The 17539-nt window shown below is 39.7% G+C and carries 15 protein-coding genes; 5 read left to right on the forward strand and 10 right to left on the reverse strand.

Annotated features, from left to right (window positions below):
• Position 1: 1 nt before the first annotated feature.
• The 3 genes from DTA23_RS13940 to trmB form a co-directional block, all read right to left on the reverse strand.
• A complete protein-coding gene (locus tag DTA23_RS13940) occupies positions 2 to 1471 on the reverse strand; it encodes a SusD/RagB family nutrient-binding outer membrane lipoprotein (protein WP_070561428.1) in 1470 nt (489 codons plus the stop codon).
• Positions 1472 to 1483: 12 nt separating this feature from the next.
• Entirely contained in the window at positions 1484 to 4675 is a 3192-nt protein-coding gene (locus DTA23_RS13945; protein WP_172462419.1) for a SusC/RagA family TonB-linked outer membrane protein, read from the reverse strand.
• A 696-nt stretch (positions 4676 to 5371) separates the two neighbouring features.
• Positions 5372 to 6028: a tRNA (guanosine(46)-N7)-methyltransferase TrmB gene (gene trmB / locus DTA23_RS13950; protein WP_070561432.1), complete on the reverse strand. Its 657-nt coding sequence runs from the start codon at positions 6026 to 6028 to the stop codon at positions 5372 to 5374.
• Between the two features lie 201 nt (positions 6029 to 6229).
• On the opposite strand from trmB, the gene fcl reads away from it, so the two are divergent.
• A complete protein-coding gene (gene fcl / locus DTA23_RS13955; protein WP_070561434.1) occupies positions 6230 to 7171 on the forward strand; it encodes a GDP-L-fucose synthase in 942 nt (313 codons plus the stop codon).
• 16 nt (positions 7172 to 7187) lie between these two features.
• Here fcl and DTA23_RS13960 read toward each other — a convergent pair whose 3' ends face one another.
• The 3 genes from DTA23_RS13960 to DTA23_RS13970 form a co-directional block, all read right to left on the reverse strand.
• On the reverse strand, positions 7188 to 7691 hold the full coding sequence (locus DTA23_RS13960) for a hypothetical protein (RefSeq protein WP_070561436.1): 504 nt from the start codon (positions 7689 to 7691) through the stop codon (positions 7188 to 7190).
• Positions 7681 to 8100 (reverse strand): hypothetical protein, encoded by a 420-nt coding sequence (locus DTA23_RS13965; RefSeq protein ID WP_070561438.1) that lies wholly within the window; start codon positions 8098 to 8100, stop codon positions 7681 to 7683. The genes DTA23_RS13960 and DTA23_RS13965 overlap by 11 nt, the downstream gene beginning before the upstream one ends.
• Positions 8101 to 8287: 187 nt before the next feature.
• The gene (locus tag DTA23_RS13970; RefSeq protein ID WP_070561440.1) at positions 8288 to 8557 is read right to left on the reverse strand and encodes a YtxH domain-containing protein; all 270 of its coding nucleotides are present in this window, start codon (positions 8555 to 8557) and stop codon (positions 8288 to 8290) included.
• A 235-nt stretch (positions 8558 to 8792) separates the two neighbouring features.
• On the opposite strand from DTA23_RS13970, the gene DTA23_RS13975 reads away from it, so the two are divergent.
• Positions 8793 to 10337, forward strand: a complete 1545-nt coding sequence (locus DTA23_RS13975) for a YifB family Mg chelatase-like AAA ATPase (protein ID WP_070561518.1) — start codon at positions 8793 to 8795, stop codon at positions 10335 to 10337.
• On the opposite strand, the gene DTA23_RS13980 is transcribed toward DTA23_RS13975, so the two are convergent.
• Genes DTA23_RS13980 through rsfS form a run of 4 tightly spaced genes read right to left on the reverse strand, consistent with a single transcriptional unit; the run spans position 10334 to position 14171 of the window.
• Positions 10334 to 10957, reverse strand: coding sequence for a rhomboid family intramembrane serine protease (locus tag DTA23_RS13980; RefSeq protein ID WP_070561442.1), 624 nt, complete (start codon positions 10955 to 10957; stop codon positions 10334 to 10336). The two genes, DTA23_RS13975 and DTA23_RS13980, sit on opposite strands and share 4 nt — an antisense overlap.
• Positions 10958 to 10965: 8 nt before the next feature.
• Positions 10966 to 11613, reverse strand: a complete 648-nt coding sequence (locus DTA23_RS13985) for a LutC/YkgG family protein (RefSeq protein WP_070561445.1) — start codon at positions 11611 to 11613, stop codon at positions 10966 to 10968.
• A gap of 55 nt (positions 11614 to 11668) precedes the next feature.
• A complete protein-coding gene (ftsH, locus tag DTA23_RS13990) occupies positions 11669 to 13750 on the reverse strand; it encodes an ATP-dependent zinc metalloprotease FtsH (protein WP_112375078.1) in 2082 nt (693 codons plus the stop codon).
• Positions 13751 to 13796: 46 nt separating this feature from the next.
• A complete protein-coding gene (rsfS, locus tag DTA23_RS13995) occupies positions 13797 to 14171 on the reverse strand; it encodes a ribosome silencing factor (protein WP_046673130.1) in 375 nt (124 codons plus the stop codon).
• Between the two features lie 47 nt (positions 14172 to 14218).
• Between rsfS and DTA23_RS14000 the strand changes: the two genes are divergently transcribed.
• The 3 genes from DTA23_RS14000 (at position 14219) to DTA23_RS14010 (ending at position 17384) form a co-directional block, all read left to right on the forward strand.
• Complete coding sequence (locus DTA23_RS14000; RefSeq protein ID WP_083295773.1) at positions 14219 to 14989, forward strand: biotin--[acetyl-CoA-carboxylase] ligase; 771 nt, start codon at positions 14219 to 14221, stop codon at positions 14987 to 14989.
• 155 nt (positions 14990 to 15144) lie between these two features.
• A complete protein-coding gene (locus tag DTA23_RS14005; protein ID WP_070561447.1) occupies positions 15145 to 15594 on the forward strand; it encodes a protein-disulfide reductase DsbD domain-containing protein in 450 nt (149 codons plus the stop codon).
• Between the two features lie 86 nt (positions 15595 to 15680).
• Positions 15681 to 17384, forward strand: coding sequence for a protein-disulfide reductase DsbD family protein (locus DTA23_RS14010; RefSeq protein ID WP_112375079.1), 1704 nt, complete (start codon positions 15681 to 15683; stop codon positions 17382 to 17384).
• Positions 17385 to 17539: the final 155 nt, after the last annotated feature.

Genomic DNA, 17539 nt, shown 5'->3' on the forward strand with positions numbered 1-17539 from the left:
ATTAGTTGATTGAAGGTTGCCACCACATTTTTTCATTTATCCCGTCTCCCCCCATACGACTCACAGCATCCTGATAATTTACTTTGTTTAAAGATTGTACAATTGTTGGATAATTTAAACGTACTGGCATTTTCCCTTGATTCAACAAGCCCGGACCTTTGTATAAATCCAATAATTGGGTTCTACGATATTCGTACCACTGTTGGAAATCCGTAAATAGCATCGCATAGTATTTTTGCAAATGCACCTTTTTCAATTTCGCATGATCACTATCTGTGGGCAGCAACTGAACCTTTGCACTGCTTAGGTAAGATGCTGGCGCTGTTAGCCCCCAGTATTCCATAGCCGCGTTCACCCCCTTTAAATAGGCTCCAGGCGCATCAACCTGAGCATACCCTCTCATACCACATTCAGCAATAATAAATTGCAACTCGGCGTAATTCATGATATTCCCCATATGCGAGTCGGCTTTTAGACTTGTTAAAAGCGTTGATTGTTGCTCGGGGACATTTCCTCTCTGGTATCCGGACTGCATACCGCCATATACTCCTAATGTGGCTTCAGTGGCCCAAATTTTTAATCGTGGGTCTGAAAGGTCCAGCAGATTATTGATAAAAAACTCTGAATAGCCTTTGTTTCCATTAAAATCTATGTCACGGCTATTAAAATAAGGATTCATATAAGGCTGTACATTGGTGTAGTATAAAGCAGCCGTTTCTGCATTGCTTTGCATCACCGGATATTCAGCGGCATTCGTTTCTAATATTTCTTTGATCTTTGCAACGGCATTGGTTTCTGACTTATGTGCTATACGTAGCAATAATCGGAGATATAAAGAATTACCAAATTTCTGCCATTTTCCAGGATCTGAATTAAATATAGGATCCATCGCTAAATTGGTCGATTCGACAGCAACCTTACCTTTCAAAAGCGTATTGGCCTCTTCTAATTTTCTAAAGATATCCGCATAAATATCGGACTGTTTATCAAATACAGGAGTTAAATTACTATCACTATACCCTTTATTGCTGTCTGTATAAGGTACATCACCATACATATCAGTTATTAACGAACTCACCCAAGCATCCAATATAAGCGAAATACCCTGGTATGTCTGGTAACCCTTCTGCTGCCCTTCCCCTGCCTTCTGATAAATGTCGCGTATATTCGTCAACTGTACGTACCATCCGGACCAGGTAGATTCCGCTTCTGACGGTCTGATTTCATACCGTTGAATCTCCAATGCATCATTCACCGTTACAGTCACTTGCATAAGCTCGTTGTTGATGCGCATATTCCGTGATAAATTTGTGTTTAACACATTGAGTAAAGCTGGCGCGATGAGACTTTGTGGCGCTGCCGCAGAAATTGCATTTGGATTTGTATTTATTGCGACAAAATCTTTTGTACAGCTCTGTAGTATCCCACAGGCTGCCAACAAAATAAAAGCTTTTCTTATATTCTTTTTCATAATACGCTGGATTTAAAATGAGAATGATAAATTGACACCCATTGTGCGGGTTGAAGGGAACTGGGCAATCTCTGCGCCCTTCTCAATACCGCTTGAATTTAGCGATCCAAACTCTGGGTCAAATGAAGGCCATTTGGTCATGACAAACAGATCTCTTCCGTACACGCCAATTGATGCGCGCTCAATTTTCAAGCGTTCAACAAAAGACTTAGGTAATGTATAGTCAAATCTGACCTCACGAAGCTTTATAAAGTCCGTGGAAAACGTATTTGATTCTATATTATCCCGGTTAAAATGTTTAGCATAATAATCTCCAGCAGACGCAACAACTGTATTCTTGCTGTAGCTTCCATCACTATTCTTCACAACACCATCGCCGATAATACCATTATATCGTCCCGGAATTGTCTTTTTTAATTTTCCCTCTTCCATCAATACGGCATGCGTCAACGAATATCCCACTCCGCCGAATTGACCATCAAATAAGAAATTAAATCTAAATCCTTTGTATTTAAATTCATTCCCCCAACCAAATTTGGTCGTTGCATTTGGATTACCGATATACATGTTCTGTTGGGACAATACAGGAAGTCCATTTTCATAAATAATTTGACCATCCTGATTTCGCTCATATCCGAGTCCATAGATATCACCAAATCGTTTACCAGGTATGGCCACAATTGTTCCTCTACTTCCAAACAACGTGGATAGCACTAATTCTCCTTGCAGATCTGCAGGTATGGAAATAACTTTCGAATCATAGCTCGTAAAATTTCCATACATATTCCAATTTAAGCCATCTTTCTTCTTGATAATATCGCCAGAAAGCGCAATCTCTATCCCCCTATTCCGTACCTCTCCAGCATTCGTAATCTGATTTCTGAAACCGCTTGAAGGATCCAGCGGAGACTCAATAATCTGATCAAATGTCGAGTTTGAATACAGAGTAAGATCTAATCTAAGTCGATCTCTGAACATTCTAAAATCTGTTCCTACTTCATAAGAACGCGTACTTTCGAACGTCAGATTTTCATCTGGAACGGTGGTTGGATTTGTAAGCCCTCCAGTGGTCCCCTCAACACTACGGTAACCATAAGAGTTTAGATAAGCCCGTTTTCCTCCACCTCCGACTTGAGCAATCGATGCTCTGACTTTCCAAAAATTTATCGCTTTTGGCAGGTTTAGCAATTGGGAAATAACAAAACTTGTATTAAGCGAAGGGTATATAAATGGTTTAACTTCATTCCGTTTCGGAGATGCTAATGTACTCGCCCAGTCGATACGATTCGTTGCATCGACAAAAATCATATCCTTATAACTATAATTTAGTAAGGCATATAAGCTATTGGCTGCATATTCCTCGCGGTAAGGTAAATAAACGATTTTTTCCCTCGCATTGGCAAAATTATATTGGTTTGGATAAATAAGACTATTAGCGTAAGCATCATCTTTAATATACTTATTGTGCATCAATGAACCTCCAACCGATGCGCCAAATTTGTGAAGATTGTTCCGTTGATTGTTATATTGCAATAAAAAGTCGGAAGTAATTTCCTGGTTATTGATGGACTGCTCCCGGTAATAGCCATAAGCGTACTTATAGGTATCAAATGGTCTCGATTGTTTGCGTTTATCATAGCTCCAATCGATTCCTGTCCGCACCATCAAATTCAACTCCTTATTGAATTTATAATCGGCCTGTAAATTTCCAATAATATTGTTTTTATCCTGCGCATTGATCATATCATAAGATATGGTTCTTGGATTATCCAACAGGTTTGAAAACGGAGTCATCTGTTCAATTCCTTCCTTTCCTAGAATCCAATTCTGCTCTAGCCAAGCTGCATTCACATTCGGCACAATGCCCCGTACAAAGTACATGTAACTTTGATTGTTATAACCGCTATTTGGTAAATTGTCTGATCCTCTATTATTAAAATTAATTTTTGTTGAAAGACTCAACTTATCCGTAATCTTATTATTGAACTGCATCGCGATGGTATTCCGATTATAGCCCATGTTGGGAATAATCCATTTATTCGTCACATTCGTATAAGAAAACCTTGAGCTGGTCTTTTCTGTGGCACCAGAAATACTGATCGAATTGGTAGACGTGAGCTCCGTTTGGAAAAGATCCTTTCGGTTGTTTTCATAGGGTCTCCATAAAGTCCGCTCTGGAGGTGTCAAACGATAGAAATTAGGATCGTACTGGTAATAATACTGTCCATCAAATTTGGGTCCCCAAGCAGAAGACGTACTTAAAGTACTTGCACCATCCTCTGACTGTCCGTAGGAATAATAAAGATCCTGATCAATCGCACCTTGACCATATTCGTATTGATAATCGGGCCATCTGTTAATTGTCCCAATTGCCGTATTCGAATTAACGGATACACCAATTTTATTTTTAGCCCCTTTTCCCTTTTTTGTGGTAATAATCACCGCGCCATGTGCGCCACGGGAACCATAGAGCGCTGAAGCGCCTGGTCCTTTCAATACTGAAACGGACTCGATATCATCCGGATTAATATCCGCCAATGATGTTCCAAAATCTACAGGAGAATCACTATCCAAATAATTGGAACTACCATTACCGGTCATCCGCGTCCCTCCTCCCATGACAACACCATCCACAACAATCAATGCGGAATTATCGCCCGTAAAAGATGTTTCCCCTCTTAAAATAATCTGATTGGATCCCAATGGCCCCGCACCCGACTTTACCAAATTCAAACCAGCGACTTTTCCTGTTAGAGCATCCGTCCAATTGTTTGAAATTGCATTCGTCAATTCCTCGCCTTTGACCGTGCTTATGGAATAGCCTAATGCCTTCTCTTCTCGCTGTATGCCTAGTGCTGTCACAACGACTTCATTGAGCGCCTCCGATCTCGAACTTAAAAAAATTTTAGCATTCAATTGGGCTGACGAAAAAGTTTGCGTTTCCGCTTCGTAACCGATTAGCTGAAAACGGATTGCTGTCCCTGATTCTACTTCAATATCGAAATTACCATTTCTGTCCGTCGCTCCTTTAACTACACCCGCTGCAAGGATTGATACGGATGCCAAAGGTTCTTTCGTCTGATTATCGACAACTTGCCCTTTTACTCTAATCTTGGTCTGCTTAACTGCATGCACAGCTTGATCAGATCCTAGTGGAGCCGCCATTGCTGTAAAATCCATATTACAGGCAATTGCTAATGCCACAAATAGCACTTTCGAGGAGGAGTGCCTTAGATTAATTTGGATAGGGTTAATACTAAACATAGTTATTGGTGTAAATTGTTAATTTTCAATTTGGCACAAAAATATATTCTTAACAAAAAGTTTGTTTTAACTTAATGTTTTCTTTTTGTTAACAATTGTTTCGAATAGCATTTCCTTTTATCATACTATTACCGTTTTAATAAAATGCTTTGAAGTTCACCCTGAAGGGATTATCATGCATTAGGCACGCTTTTAAGCGATCTTTCTTTGGTTATTTTATATTTACAAATCGAAAATAATTAATAATATTTAAAAAACGAAATAAATCGAAATTATTTAAAAGCCCATATTAAAATAAAAAAAACAAGAATTACTTAGTCTTTTAGGAATTATAAGACCGTCGGAAAGGGCCCGAAAGGAGGATTCTAGGATGTTTTAAGTAAATTTACTCCCCCCTTTAAGTAGCTATTTAGTATTTTACATAACTACTATATCCATGCTAAAACAATACCGTAACTATACTGGAAGTATACGGTAACTTTCATGTAAAACTACGACAAGAGTAAATAACCGTAGACACAGCTGCCAACTGGGGTAAAAAGTGGGTGATCAAAGCTTCAGTATCCGCAATACTGAAGAAAACAAAAAGAGCCCAAACTTTCGTTGGGCTCTTTATTACAATAGAAGCGTTAAGGCTTAAGCCTTCTCGAAACTCCACTTCACATAGTTAATGTTCTTGTCATGCGCCAAATACTTCCGTTCGTAATATGTTTTAATGGATAAAACGTTATCAACCAAGTCTGAATGGTAAAGATCTGTCGTTTCCTTATATTTTTTCAAACCCTGTAAATCGATCTGCTCTAGTGTGTAAGCATAAAAACCGTCATTGTCTGTTTTCAGATTCATCATTCCTTCAGGCTTCATAATGATTTTATAACGTTCCAAAAACTTTGGCCCGGTCAATCGTTTCTTTTCTCGGCTATCTTGCGGTTGCGGATCCGGAAAGGTAATCCAGATCTCATCAATTTCATTTTCAGCAAAATGTTCAAGGATAGTCTCAATTTGTATCCGAAGAAAAGCAACATTCCGAATTCCATCCTCCAAAGCTGTTTTGGCTCCTCGCCAAATACGATTACCTTTAAAATCGATACCGATGAAATTTTTCTCCGGAAACAATCTCGCTAGATTAACAGTATACTCACCTTTACCACAAGCAAGCTCCAAAACAACTGGATTATTGTTACCAAATTGCTTCTCAGCCCATTTTCCTTTATATTCTTTGCCTGCGTCGAGTTGGATTACATTTTCAAAAGTAGCAACTTCAGCAAATTTACGTAGTTTGTCCTTTCCCATTTTTTAATAAATATCCCGCAAAAATAACCTTATATTCCCGCTAAAAAAAATAAATCTGAGAGACAGCACGAATACCGGTAATTACAGAACAATCTGAAGTCCTGTAGCAGACACAGGAATGCATAAATTGCATCCACACGGGCGAATTATATTGCATATAAAAAGCAATTTATCTAAGTTTGCAGGAATCAATAACTTATCGTGGAGAAAGACGCTAAAATTTATATAGCAGGCCATCGTGGAATGGTCGGATCGGCAATTCATCGCAAACTATCGGAGCTTGGGTACAACAACATTGTCACACGCACATCTTCCGAATTAGATCTGCGCAATCAGCAAGCAGTGGCTGATTTTTTCGATCAGGAAAAACCGGACTATGTTTTCTTAGCCGCAGCCAAAGTTGGCGGGATCATGGCGAACAACACCTATCGCGCTGATTTTATCTACGAGAATATGGCTATACAGAATAACGTCATCAAATCTTCCTACGATAATAAGGTTAAAAAATTAATGTTCTTAGGCTCAAGCTGTATCTATCCAAAAATGGCTCCGCAGCCTTTGAATGAAGACATGCTACTCACGGGTACTCTGGAGCCTACAAATGAGCCTTACGCAATTGCTAAAATCGCGGGAATAAAAATGGCGGAAGCTTTCAGGGATCAGTATGGATGCAATTATATCTCCGTTATGCCAACAAATCTTTACGGAATTAACGACAATTACCATCCGCAAAATTCACATGTCTTACCGGCCTTGATCAGAAGATTTCATGAAGCTAAAATCAATCAGCTCCCTGAAGTTATGATCTGGGGAACAGGGACCCCCTTACGGGAATTTCTTTTTTCCGATGACCTGGCAGATGCCTGCGTTTTCTTAATGAATAATTACGACGAGAAACAATTTGTCAACATTGGCATTGGCGAAGATTTAAGCATTAAGGAACTTGCCGAATTGATTAAAGACGTCATTGGTTACCAGGGAACTATTTCCTTCGACAGTTCCAAACCTGACGGAACACCGCGAAAACTCATGGATGTCTCAAAACTACATGCGCTGGGCTGGAAACATCGAGTTAACCTTCGGGAAGGCATTCAACTAGCTTATGCGGATTTTTTGAAGAAAGAAGCAAATGCTTTTGAATAAATCCAACGCGATCGCATTAGTAGGTCTCGCTATAGGAAGGAATTCCGTACTCGTTAACCTCATCCTTGATCACTGCATTTTCAGCTTCCGCAGCTTTATTTTTCTTCTTTTTCTTGGGACGAATAAAGCTCGTTAATTTACCGATGAGGCCGGTGATTTTATCTTGATTGATCTGGCCGACAGCACGCTCTGATAACAGCAACATCAGCGCTTTCTTTAAAACGCCCGTATTTTTTAGGAACAACCTATTCATAACAAAGGGAACCCCAATACGTAAGATCTTCGTTAACCAATCAGAATCTGGATTATTACTTTTGGCAAACATCTGCTGTATAATATTCGCACCCGGGATATTATTTTTTAAGGAATTAAAAAAACGGATGGGGGCCTCTATTTTATTGTTAAGCAATGTAAATTGAGCCTTTAGATATAGCTCCTGCTCATTCTTTAATGTCTTTAAGCGCAATATTTCAGCTTTAAGTTCCTGTAAATTACGTATTTTGGTCTGTTTATTGTTCATTTGTAGCCCTTTCTCTATCAAGTTTTTCTTTATGCAGTTCTTCCTCTTCTTCCTCAATTTCATCGTTCCATTTAGCCAAAAAACGTCGAATGGAGAGATCCATAAATTTTGATTCCAGCATAGGCTCAAAAACGCGGATTAGGATAATGATCACTAAGAAGATACCTGCTGTTGCCAAAAAACCTAATGAATAACTACCCAATAACTCTCCCAGCCAAAAACCTAGTGCTAAGCATAAGAAAAACAGAACAAATAAAGTAAAAATAAGCTTAGTTGCATCTACCACTAAGCTTGCAATTAAACGAGATGATCGTTCAATTGTTTTTAATTTAACAAGTTTAAATTGGGAGTCAATATACTCCTTGGTCTTTTGAAACGTACCACTTAGTGAAAATTTTTCTTCTTCCATGCATCTAAAATTTATTCAGGCTATTTCAGCCCATAACTAAAAAAACGAAAACGCTGTATCTTATAACCGCAACACAGCACTACTCTATACCCATGAAGAGCGCGCAGCTATCGTAAAAACAACTATCTCGCGAAATAGCCTGATAATATGTACTCTACACCAATTATTCTTTTGAATAATCTGCGAACTATGCATGTTCGATGATATCATCATCCAGCACTTCTTCTGCCTGATTTAACTTCCCTTTTAACGTAGAAACAATCTTCTCTTTGAAATCATTCAACTGATCAAATTGCTCCTCTGCTCTTTCCCGAATAGCATCACTCAAATCGCTTAATGAATCATTTATTTTATCTCTTGTATCCGACCCTTTGTCTGGAGCAAATAAAACTCCCAAAGCTGCACCCGCGGCAAGACCGGCTAATAACGCCAAAGCTACTTTACTTGTGTCATTCATTTCTTTTTCTTTTAAAGTTCTAAATCTATTACGAAGAATCTAGTCCTCGTTAATAATACAATTAACAAAGCAAATCGTTTGCCAAACAATGCTTTTTATCCTTTATTAATAAGGAACTATATTAACAATATAATCATTTTTTTCGGTAATCTTAGATCCTCCATCAATATTTCACCCGACAATTATTAACTTACTCAATTTTTTAGTATCTTTAAATCAGTCGATTATGAAAATTATGCTAAATAAAACCTATTGCAGCGCCGTCTATGGGATAAATGCCTGCACTATTACCGTCGAGGTAATCGTATCTACTGGCCTCCATTATTATATCGTTGGCCTGCCTGACAATGCCGTTAAAGAAAGCTTAAGACGTATCGAAAGTGCCATTAATTCCTGTCAACTTCACATGCCACGCCAAAAGATCGTTGTCAACTTGGCACCCGCAGATATTCGTAAAGAAGGTTCAAGTTACGACCTATCAATTGCAATAGGCATATTAGCATCTTCCGGCCAAATCACAAATATCCGTCTGGAAGACTATCTTATTTTAGGCGAGCTATCATTAGACGGAAGTATTAAGCCCATACGTGGTGTTCTACCAATTGCATTACAGGCGCGCAAAGAAGGGTTTAAAGGAATAATATTACCTAAAGCCAATGCAAAAGAGGCAGCTATCGTCACTGAAATCGATGTTATTGGTGTAGAAAATCTGACCCAAGTAGTGGAATTTCTCAATCATACTGTAACAATCGAGCCTACAAAAGTTAACATACAAACATTTTTTCAGGATGATACGGCCATTTATGACGTCGATTTCTCTGATGTACAAGGACAGGAGAATATCAAACGAGCGCTGGAAATCGCAGCATCTGGTGGACATAACCTTATTTTAATAGGTCCACCAGGAGCAGGAAAAACCATGTTGGCAAAAAGACTACCAACGATCCTTCCCCCACTCAATATGACCGAATCGCTGGAAACGACCAAAATACACTCTGTGTCTGGAAATCTAAAGGCGAAAGACTCCCTCGTCACTGCACGGCCCTTTCGTTCTCCACATCATACAATATCCGATGTGGCCATGGTAGGGGGCGGCTCAAATCCATTGCCGGGTGAAATTTCTTTATCCCACCATGGCGTATTATTCCTTGACGAATTGCCAGAATTCAAACGGAGCGTCCTCGAAGTCATGCGTCAGCCACTTGAATCGCGTCAAATTACGATATCAAGAGCTAAACTTACCGTCGAGTACCCCGCAAGTTTTATGCTCATTGCTGCCATGAATCCCTGCCCCTGTGGTTATTTCAATCACCCCGAGAAAGAATGCATCTGCGGCACTAACACCGTTCAGCGTTATCTAAGCAAAATATCAGGACCACTTTTAGACCGTATAGACCTCCACATCGAAGTCACCCCCGTGCTATTTGATGAATTGAATACAACACGTTCTATAGATGATAGCCGCACGGTACGCCGTCGGGTCATTCAGACACGCGAAATCCAGAAAGAACGTTTTAAATCCTTCCCAGACATCCATTGTAATGCCCAGATGAGTACACAATTGACCCGAGAAATATGTCAGATTGATGAGCCCGGAAGGAAGTTACTTAAAACGGCTATTGAACGTCTGAGCCTATCTGCAAGAGCATACGATAGAATACTCAAAGTTGCTCGAACAATCGCTGATATGGAGCAAAGTAAAATGATCGAAAATCATCATCTCGCCGAAGCGATCCAGTATAGAAATTTAGATCGGGAAACCTGGGGTGGAAAATTTTAAAACTGAGCCAAACAATGCTTAATAACCCAAGGGAAACAGATAATCGTCAAGATCAGACCCGACAATGCGCCAAAGAAATGAGCATCGTGATTTATACCATCTTGCGCTTTTTTTGACGCCCACACACAGTAACCTAAAAACAAAAATGCAAACAGATAAGCCGGCATCGGTATAATCATCATCACACCAATGGTAATTTTCGGATCGAAAAGAATGTAGCTAAACAGAACCGCACAAATCGCACCTGAAGCGCCTAAACTATAGTAACCGGGGTTATTTTTTTGCTGGATGATTGTTGGAATATCGCTCAAGATCAAACTACCGACATAGATTACGGCAAATAAAATATGACCGTATGGACTTGCTTCTGCAAGTATGCGCTCCAAACCAAATGCAAAATAATAGAAGGTAAGCATATTAAACAGCAGATGCCCCCAATCTTTATGCACAAAGCCACTGGTAAGGATGGTATACCATTTTCGATTACGTGCGATACTATACGGATGCAACATCAGTTTACCGTAAAGTTGTTCATGTGAAAACGTATAGATACTGGTAGCGAGCGTAAAAAAGAAAATAATACTCGCAATAGGCATTTCTGTTAGATAATATAATAGCATAGTAATTCCTAGAATCGATCCTCTAAAAGTAAAACGTAAAGTTCTTTTGGTCCGTGTGCACCCAAAACCAATCTTTTCTCAATATCAGCCGTCCTGGAGGGGCCGGTAATTGTCGAAATCATTGTCGGTATTTCCTGACCGTAACGCTTCTGCATATAGGCTAAAGCATCCTTTAGATCCCAAACCAATTGCGAAGCTTTGGCAATGACAATATGAATTGGAGGATATATACTCAACCTGCGTCCTGAAGCATTTGCATTACTCACCATAACACTTCCATTACGTGCAACCAATGCTTCACATGAGGTAATGCTCGCATTTGCTGATTCAAAATCTTCCGCTGTTTTTAAAAAAGGGAAACCATATGGACTGAGTAAATTTTGAACACCTTGTTCCCAAGCGTATATATTTTTGATATTATTCTCCTCGGTCAATAAAATCAGATTTTCAATCAGACCGATCTCGCCATCACAATACAGAAACTTGCCTCCCGCAGCAGTCAATTCGCGAACAAAAACAATATCCACCAACTCATCCTCTTCTTTATAAAGCGGCGTTTCTTTGAAATTGGGATGTGGATTATCGTTTTTCTGTAGTAATGCCTGACGTACCCGTTTTAACATTATCTCTTTCGCTGTTGCGTTCTTCACGTTCATGGCGCAAATATATATAAATGCAGCGCTAGATCACTCTAGCGCTGCAGCATTCAAATTAATTCAAATTATTGGAGGGTGTTTCTGAACTCTGCCCTTCGTTAGATCGCGCTTCGTCCGGATGAACATCCAACGGTAAATCTGTCTGTGGAACTCCACCACCATCAGCACCATTCACAAACTCCTCGTAAGTAGTCTTGGTTTCAAATGGACGTTTACCTAATATCTCTTCCAAGTCCGACTGAAAAAGAATCTCTTTTTCCAATAGCTTTTCTGCTATTTTAATCAAACCCTCACGTTTATCCAGCAATAACTGTTTGGTACGTGCATAGACGTCATTAATTAAGTTACGTACCTCTGCATCAATCAGCTCTGCCGTTTTGTCAGAATACGGCTTTTGGAAAGATGCCTCAGAACTATCTCGGAAGGAAACATTTCCAACTTTATCATTCATACCGTAGATTGCAATCATCGCATAAGAAAGTTGCGTGATACGCTCTAAGTCATTTTGAGCACCTGTTGAAATTCTTCCAAAAGTAATATCTTCAGCGACACGACCACCCATAGTCATACATAAACTGTCTATAAGCTGTTCTGTCGTATATAGGAACTGCTCACGGGGAAGATACTGTGCATAACCCAAAGCAGCGACACCACGTGGTACAATAGACACTTTTACCAAAGGATCGGCGTGCTCTAAAAACCAGCCCGCAATAGCGTGCCCAGCCTCATGATAAGCAACAATACGTTTCTCTTCCGGAGAGATGATTTTGTTTTTCTTCTCAAGACCACCGATCACACGATCAACGGCATCCTGAAAATCCTGCATATCAATCTCGGGTTTATTTTTACGGGCAGCAATAAGGGCTGCTTCGTTACACACGTTGGCAATTTCAGCTCCCGCAAAACCAGGTGTCTGCGCCGATAATTTTTTTGCATCGACCTCAGCCGATAATTTCAACGGCTTTAGATGCACTTTGAAAATTTGCTCACGGCCAATCAAATCCGGTTTATCAATAGAAATTTGACGGTCAAAACGTCCTGGACGCAACAATGCTGTATCCAGTACATCGATACGGTTAGTAGCCGCTAAAATAATAACGCCTGAATCCGTACCGAAACCATCCATCTCCACCAATAATTGGTTCAATGTATTTTCACGCTCGTCATTACCGCCCATCATCGAGTTTTTACCACGAGCACGACCTATAGCGTCAATCTCATCGATAAAAATGATACATGGCGCTTTCTCTTTCGCTTGCTTAAACAAATCGCGAACACGCGATGCACCTACACCCACAAACATTTCGACAAAGTCAGATCCGGATAGCGAGAAAAATGGCACTTGAGCCTCTCCGGCTACAGCTTTAGCCAATAAAGTCTTACCTGTTCCTGGAGGCCCTACAAGCAAAGCGCCTTTCGGAATTTTACCCCCTAGATTGGTATACTTACGTGGATTTTTTAAGAAATCCACAATCTCCATAACTTCTTGTTTCGCTTCTTCAAGACCAGCAACATCATTAAATGTGATATTGATCTGCGATTCTTTATCAAACAACGTCGCCTTGGATTTACCTATATTAAAGATCGCACCGCCACCGCCGCCAGCACCACCGCCCATACGACGCATCAAGAAGATCCAGATTGCAGCCAATACCAACAACGGCAACATAAACGTGATAAACCAGCTTGCCCAAGGGTTGGAACGATCATCATAAGTCAACTGGACCTTTGGTGTACCTGGCGTTAATTCCGCTTGCGATGCAGCTAATTTCTTTTCTAAAACATCGGGAGAGGCATCCTTAAAAATATATTGTGGACCCTTGTCTTCCTGTCCTGATAGACTTGGAAGCGGATCAGCAGCTTTTGTAGCGTCTTTAAAACTTGGGTTATCTTTCCAGCCCTTTTTTAGATAGACCTCCACTTCGACAAGATCATTCTTTTTATAGGCGACGAGACGCTCTACAGCGCCTGTATTCAACATACGTGTCTCAAAATCACTATAGCTAACTTCCTTAGCTGGGCTTTCTCCAAAAACGTACTGTAAGGCAAAAAAACCTAAAAACATGGCAATCATAAGCCACACAAAATTGAATTTTGGCGGTTTCGGGCTTACCTTACTACTCGGGATTTTTTTCATTATATCGTAATTATATTTTCTTTATAAATTTTTTCGTTGAGGACAATTAAGCGCTTTGGAAATGCTGTACTTCTGCATCTCCCCATAAATCCTCGATACCATAATGCGCTCTTTTTTCGGTCTTAAAGATATGTACAACCACATCCACAAAATCCAAAATCAACCATTCACCATTGGATTGTCCTTCTTTATATTGGGGTTCTTGACCAAATGCCTTATAGACTTCTTCTTCGACACTCTTTGCTATCGCATTCACCTGAATGTTAGAATCGGCATGACAAATCACAAAATAATCGGAAACAGAACTGTGAAGATCTCTTAAATCCAAGCGAACGATCTCGTTTGCTTTCTTTTCTTGCATACCATAAACGATAATTTCTGATAGACGTTGGGACAATTCTGAACTTTTATTTTTACTCATTAAAAAATGTGATAGTTTTGACTTAATATTTATTTAATACTTTCAGTTTGCAAAATAACAATATTTCGGGACTTATCATCGGTCAAAATACAATATATCTTGACAAAGTCGCCTCTACAAACGATTATCTCAGGGAATTATTGTCAAATTTCAAGCCACTAGCTGAGGGGACTGCCATTTTAGCAGAAGAACAATTTCAGGGCAAGGGGCAGCGTGGAAGCTCCTGGGTCAGTGAACCAGGGAAAAATCTAACAACATCGATCCTCTTAAAGCCTCATTTCCTGCCCATAGCGGAACAATTTGCGCTTTCCGCCACAATCGCCATTGCAACCGTCAATTGGCTGAAAAGCAAAACCGAGCAGCCTGTAGCCGTGAAATGGCCCAATGATATTTACGTCAATTCAAAGAAAATAACAGGCATTTTAATAGAAAATAAATTAAAAGGCAGTAAAATAGACCACGCAATTATTGGCATTGGTGTAAATATTAATCAAATTAATTTTGACACAGCAACAACAATAACCTCGCTCGCCTGCCTGACCGATCGACAGGATTACAACATCAAGGAACTGGCACAGGAGTTATTCCAAGTGATCCAACAGGAGTACCTGAACCTGTATAAGGAGGGGGCTCAATATCAGTTAAACCGCTACAACGCGTTATTGTTTTGGAGAGGTGAAGAAAGACCATTCCTAGTCGACGGCATCAAAAAAACTGGCATTATTCAACAGGTGTCTAATGACGGGAAGCTACTGGTTCTTTTGGAAGACACCTTGCGCGAATTTGATATCAAAGAAATTACACATCTTATTACTTAATCTTTACAAAAAAAGGATAACCCATTTTAGGATTGTCAAACCTTTGTTCTAAATTTGTCAACAGCGTGATTAAACCTTTATTCACCCGAAGTATCAAAGAACAAGAACACACTGCAATCATTGTAGTGAAAAAGGAAAGAACAAATTAAATTCTGATGAAAAAGTTAATACTGTTAATGACTGTGGTAATTTTTGCAGTTACGGGAGCATTCGCTCAGATTCACAAACCGGTAAAATGGACTGTGGCGAGCAAAAAGTTAAATAACAAAGAAGCTGTAGTTTATGTAAAAGCTACAATCCAAAATGGATGGCACATATATTCACAAAATGTGAAAGATGGTGGCCCAATTCCAACTTCTTTCAACTTTGCTAAAGCGGCAGATTATACATTGGTAGGTAAAACTGCAGAGCCGAAACCAAAAGTAAAACACGAGGATGTATTTAAGATGGATGTTGGTTATTTTACAAACGAGGTAATTTTCCAACAAAAAGTAACTTTAAACAAAGGAACTGCCACCGTTAAAGGCACTGTTGAATGGCAAGCATGTGATGCATCACAATGTCTTCCTCCAGACGAATATGCTTTTGCTGTGACAATCAAATAGTAAAAATGATTCTACACGGATAAATTAATAAGGCGATTCTCATCGCCTTTTTTTATTTTTGACCATAACATCAGAAATTCATACGCATGTTAAAAAACACATTCATTCTACTTTTAATTGCTTTTTTCAGTCTTTCTTTAACGACAGCAACTTTTGCCTCCGCACAAGATAGTTTAACAAGTACAGAAGGACTTCAATTTGAATCATCACCGGATACAGCTACCGCTGTTGAAGCGGTACCTGAGGATCTAAATTTTACAGCTTCACCTGACACAATGGTTAGTCAGGACAGCAGCAAAATAGCTCCTGTTAAGGCAAACGCTCCCTCCGGGCAAGAATCAAGTAAAAAATCACTTTGGAGTATCTTTATCGCAGGATTAGTTGGCGGCTTCGCAGCGCTACTCATGCCATGTATATTTCCAATGCTCCCACTTACCGTAAGTTATTTTACAAAACAGGCTGGAAGCCGCGCAAGCGGTATCAGCAAGGCACTCCTCTACGGTCTCTTTATTATTGTGATCTATGTCGCTTTAGGAATGATTATTACCATTTCCTTTGGTTCGGATGCATTGAATGCTTTATCCACAAATGGGGTATTTAACTTCCTATTCTTCCTCTTATTAGTTGTTTTCGCCGCATCCTTTTTTGGTGCTTTTGAAATCACGTTACCGAGTTCTTTTGTCAATAAAATGGATGCCAAATCCGACAAAGGCGGTCTCGTAGGGCTTTTCTTTATGGCATTCAGCCTTTCACTGGTCTCCTTCTCCTGTACTGGCCCCATTATTGGCACCTTATTGGTCGAAGCGGCCTCAAAAGGAGAACGCCTAGGTCCCGCAATCGGTATGCTTGGCTTTTCTATAGCACTTGCAATTCCTTTTGGCTTATTTGCGATGTTCCCTTCGATGTTAAAATCCCTGCCAAAATCTGGTGGCTGGTTAAATTCGGTGAAGGTTGTACTCGGCTTCTTAGAGCTTGCACTGGCACTGAAATTCTTATCAAATGTAGATTTGGCCTACCATTGGAATTGGCTGGATCGGGAGGTGTTCTTATCGCTATGGATTGCCATCTTTAGTATGATGGGCTTATATCTTATTGGAAAGATTAAATTTTCACATGACAGTGAATTAAAATTCCTCTCCGTACCGAGAACTATTCTCGCTATCATTGTATTCTCCTTCGTTATCTATATGGTACCGGGGCTATGGGGAGCTCCCCTAAAATCAATTTCAGCTTTCTTGCCACCCTCGGCAACACAGGACTTTGACCTGTCGGCAGGAATAGCAGCCGCTCCCGCACACAGTGATGGTAAAGTCAAAAAATACGCGGAGATTTTTCACGAACGCGGTACACCAAAAGGATTTGATCCATATTATGATTATGATCAGGCCTTGGAAACAGCAAAAGAACTGAATAAACCTGTATTGATAGATTTTACAGGTTGGAACTGTGTTAACTGTCGGGAGATGGAAGCAAATGTCTGGACTGATCCTGCGGTTGCCAAACTATTGAAGGAAGAATTTGTTATGGCCGAATTGTTTGTCGATGATAAAACAGAATTACCTGCAAACGAACAATTCGTATCAAAATACAGTGGCAAAAAGATTAAAACGATAGGAAATAAAAACAGTGATTTCCAAGCATCGACGTTCAATAGCAATTCACAACCGTTATATGTTATTGTAGACGACACTGGAAAGGTATTGGTACCTCAGTCTGGTGCAAATAGAAATATTGAACAATATAAAGCGTTTTTACAGAGCGGAATTGATGCATTTAAGGCAAAAAAATAGCCTGTATACAGCAGAAGGTATCCGTCGAGATTAACAGCAGAGAACAAGCAATTATTAAATTTGCATTATCTTTAGCTCACACTTAGATGAATTGCAGTTAATAAAGCGATTGCTTGTTCTTAATAGCGATATTGGCGACTTCTAATAACGGAAAT

The sequence above is a fragment of the Sphingobacterium multivorum genome, assembly GCF_900457465.1.
GTDB classification, from domain to species: domain Bacteria; phylum Bacteroidota; class Bacteroidia; order Sphingobacteriales; family Sphingobacteriaceae; genus Sphingobacterium; species Sphingobacterium multivorum.

Coding starts and splice junctions, on each gene's coding strand:
- DTA23_RS13975 (WP_070561518.1), top strand. CDS start 8,793: ATGCTAAATAAAACCTATTGCAGCGCCGTCTATGGGATAAATGCCTGC.
- DTA23_RS13980 (WP_070561442.1), bottom strand. CDS start 10,957: ATGCTATTATATTATCTAACAGAAATGCCTATTGCGAGTATTATTTTC.
- DTA23_RS13985 (WP_070561445.1), bottom strand. CDS start 11,613: ATGAACGTGAAGAACGCAACAGCGAAAGAGATAATGTTAAAACGGGTA.
- trmB (WP_070561432.1), bottom strand. CDS start 6,028: ATGGGAAAGGACAAACTACGTAAATTTGCTGAAGTTGCTACTTTTGAA.
- DTA23_RS13940 (WP_070561428.1), bottom strand. CDS start 1,471: ATGAAAAAGAATATAAGAAAAGCTTTTATTTTGTTGGCAGCCTGTGGG.
- DTA23_RS14005 (WP_070561447.1), top strand. CDS start 15,145: ATGAAAAAGTTAATACTGTTAATGACTGTGGTAATTTTTGCAGTTACG.
- rsfS (WP_046673130.1), bottom strand. CDS start 14,171: ATGAGTAAAAATAAAAGTTCAGAATTGTCCCAACGTCTATCAGAAATT.
- DTA23_RS13960 (WP_070561436.1), bottom strand. CDS start 7,691: ATGAACAATAAACAGACCAAAATACGTAATTTACAGGAACTTAAAGCT.
- ftsH (WP_112375078.1), bottom strand. CDS start 13,750: ATGAAAAAAATCCCGAGTAGTAAGGTAAGCCCGAAACCGCCAAAATTC.
- DTA23_RS14010 (WP_112375079.1), top strand. CDS start 15,681: ATGTTAAAAAACACATTCATTCTACTTTTAATTGCTTTTTTCAGTCTT.
- DTA23_RS13970 (WP_070561440.1), bottom strand. CDS start 8,557: ATGAATGACACAAGTAAAGTAGCTTTGGCGTTATTAGCCGGTCTTGCC.
- DTA23_RS13965 (WP_070561438.1), bottom strand. CDS start 8,100: ATGGAAGAAGAAAAATTTTCACTAAGTGGTACGTTTCAAAAGACCAAG.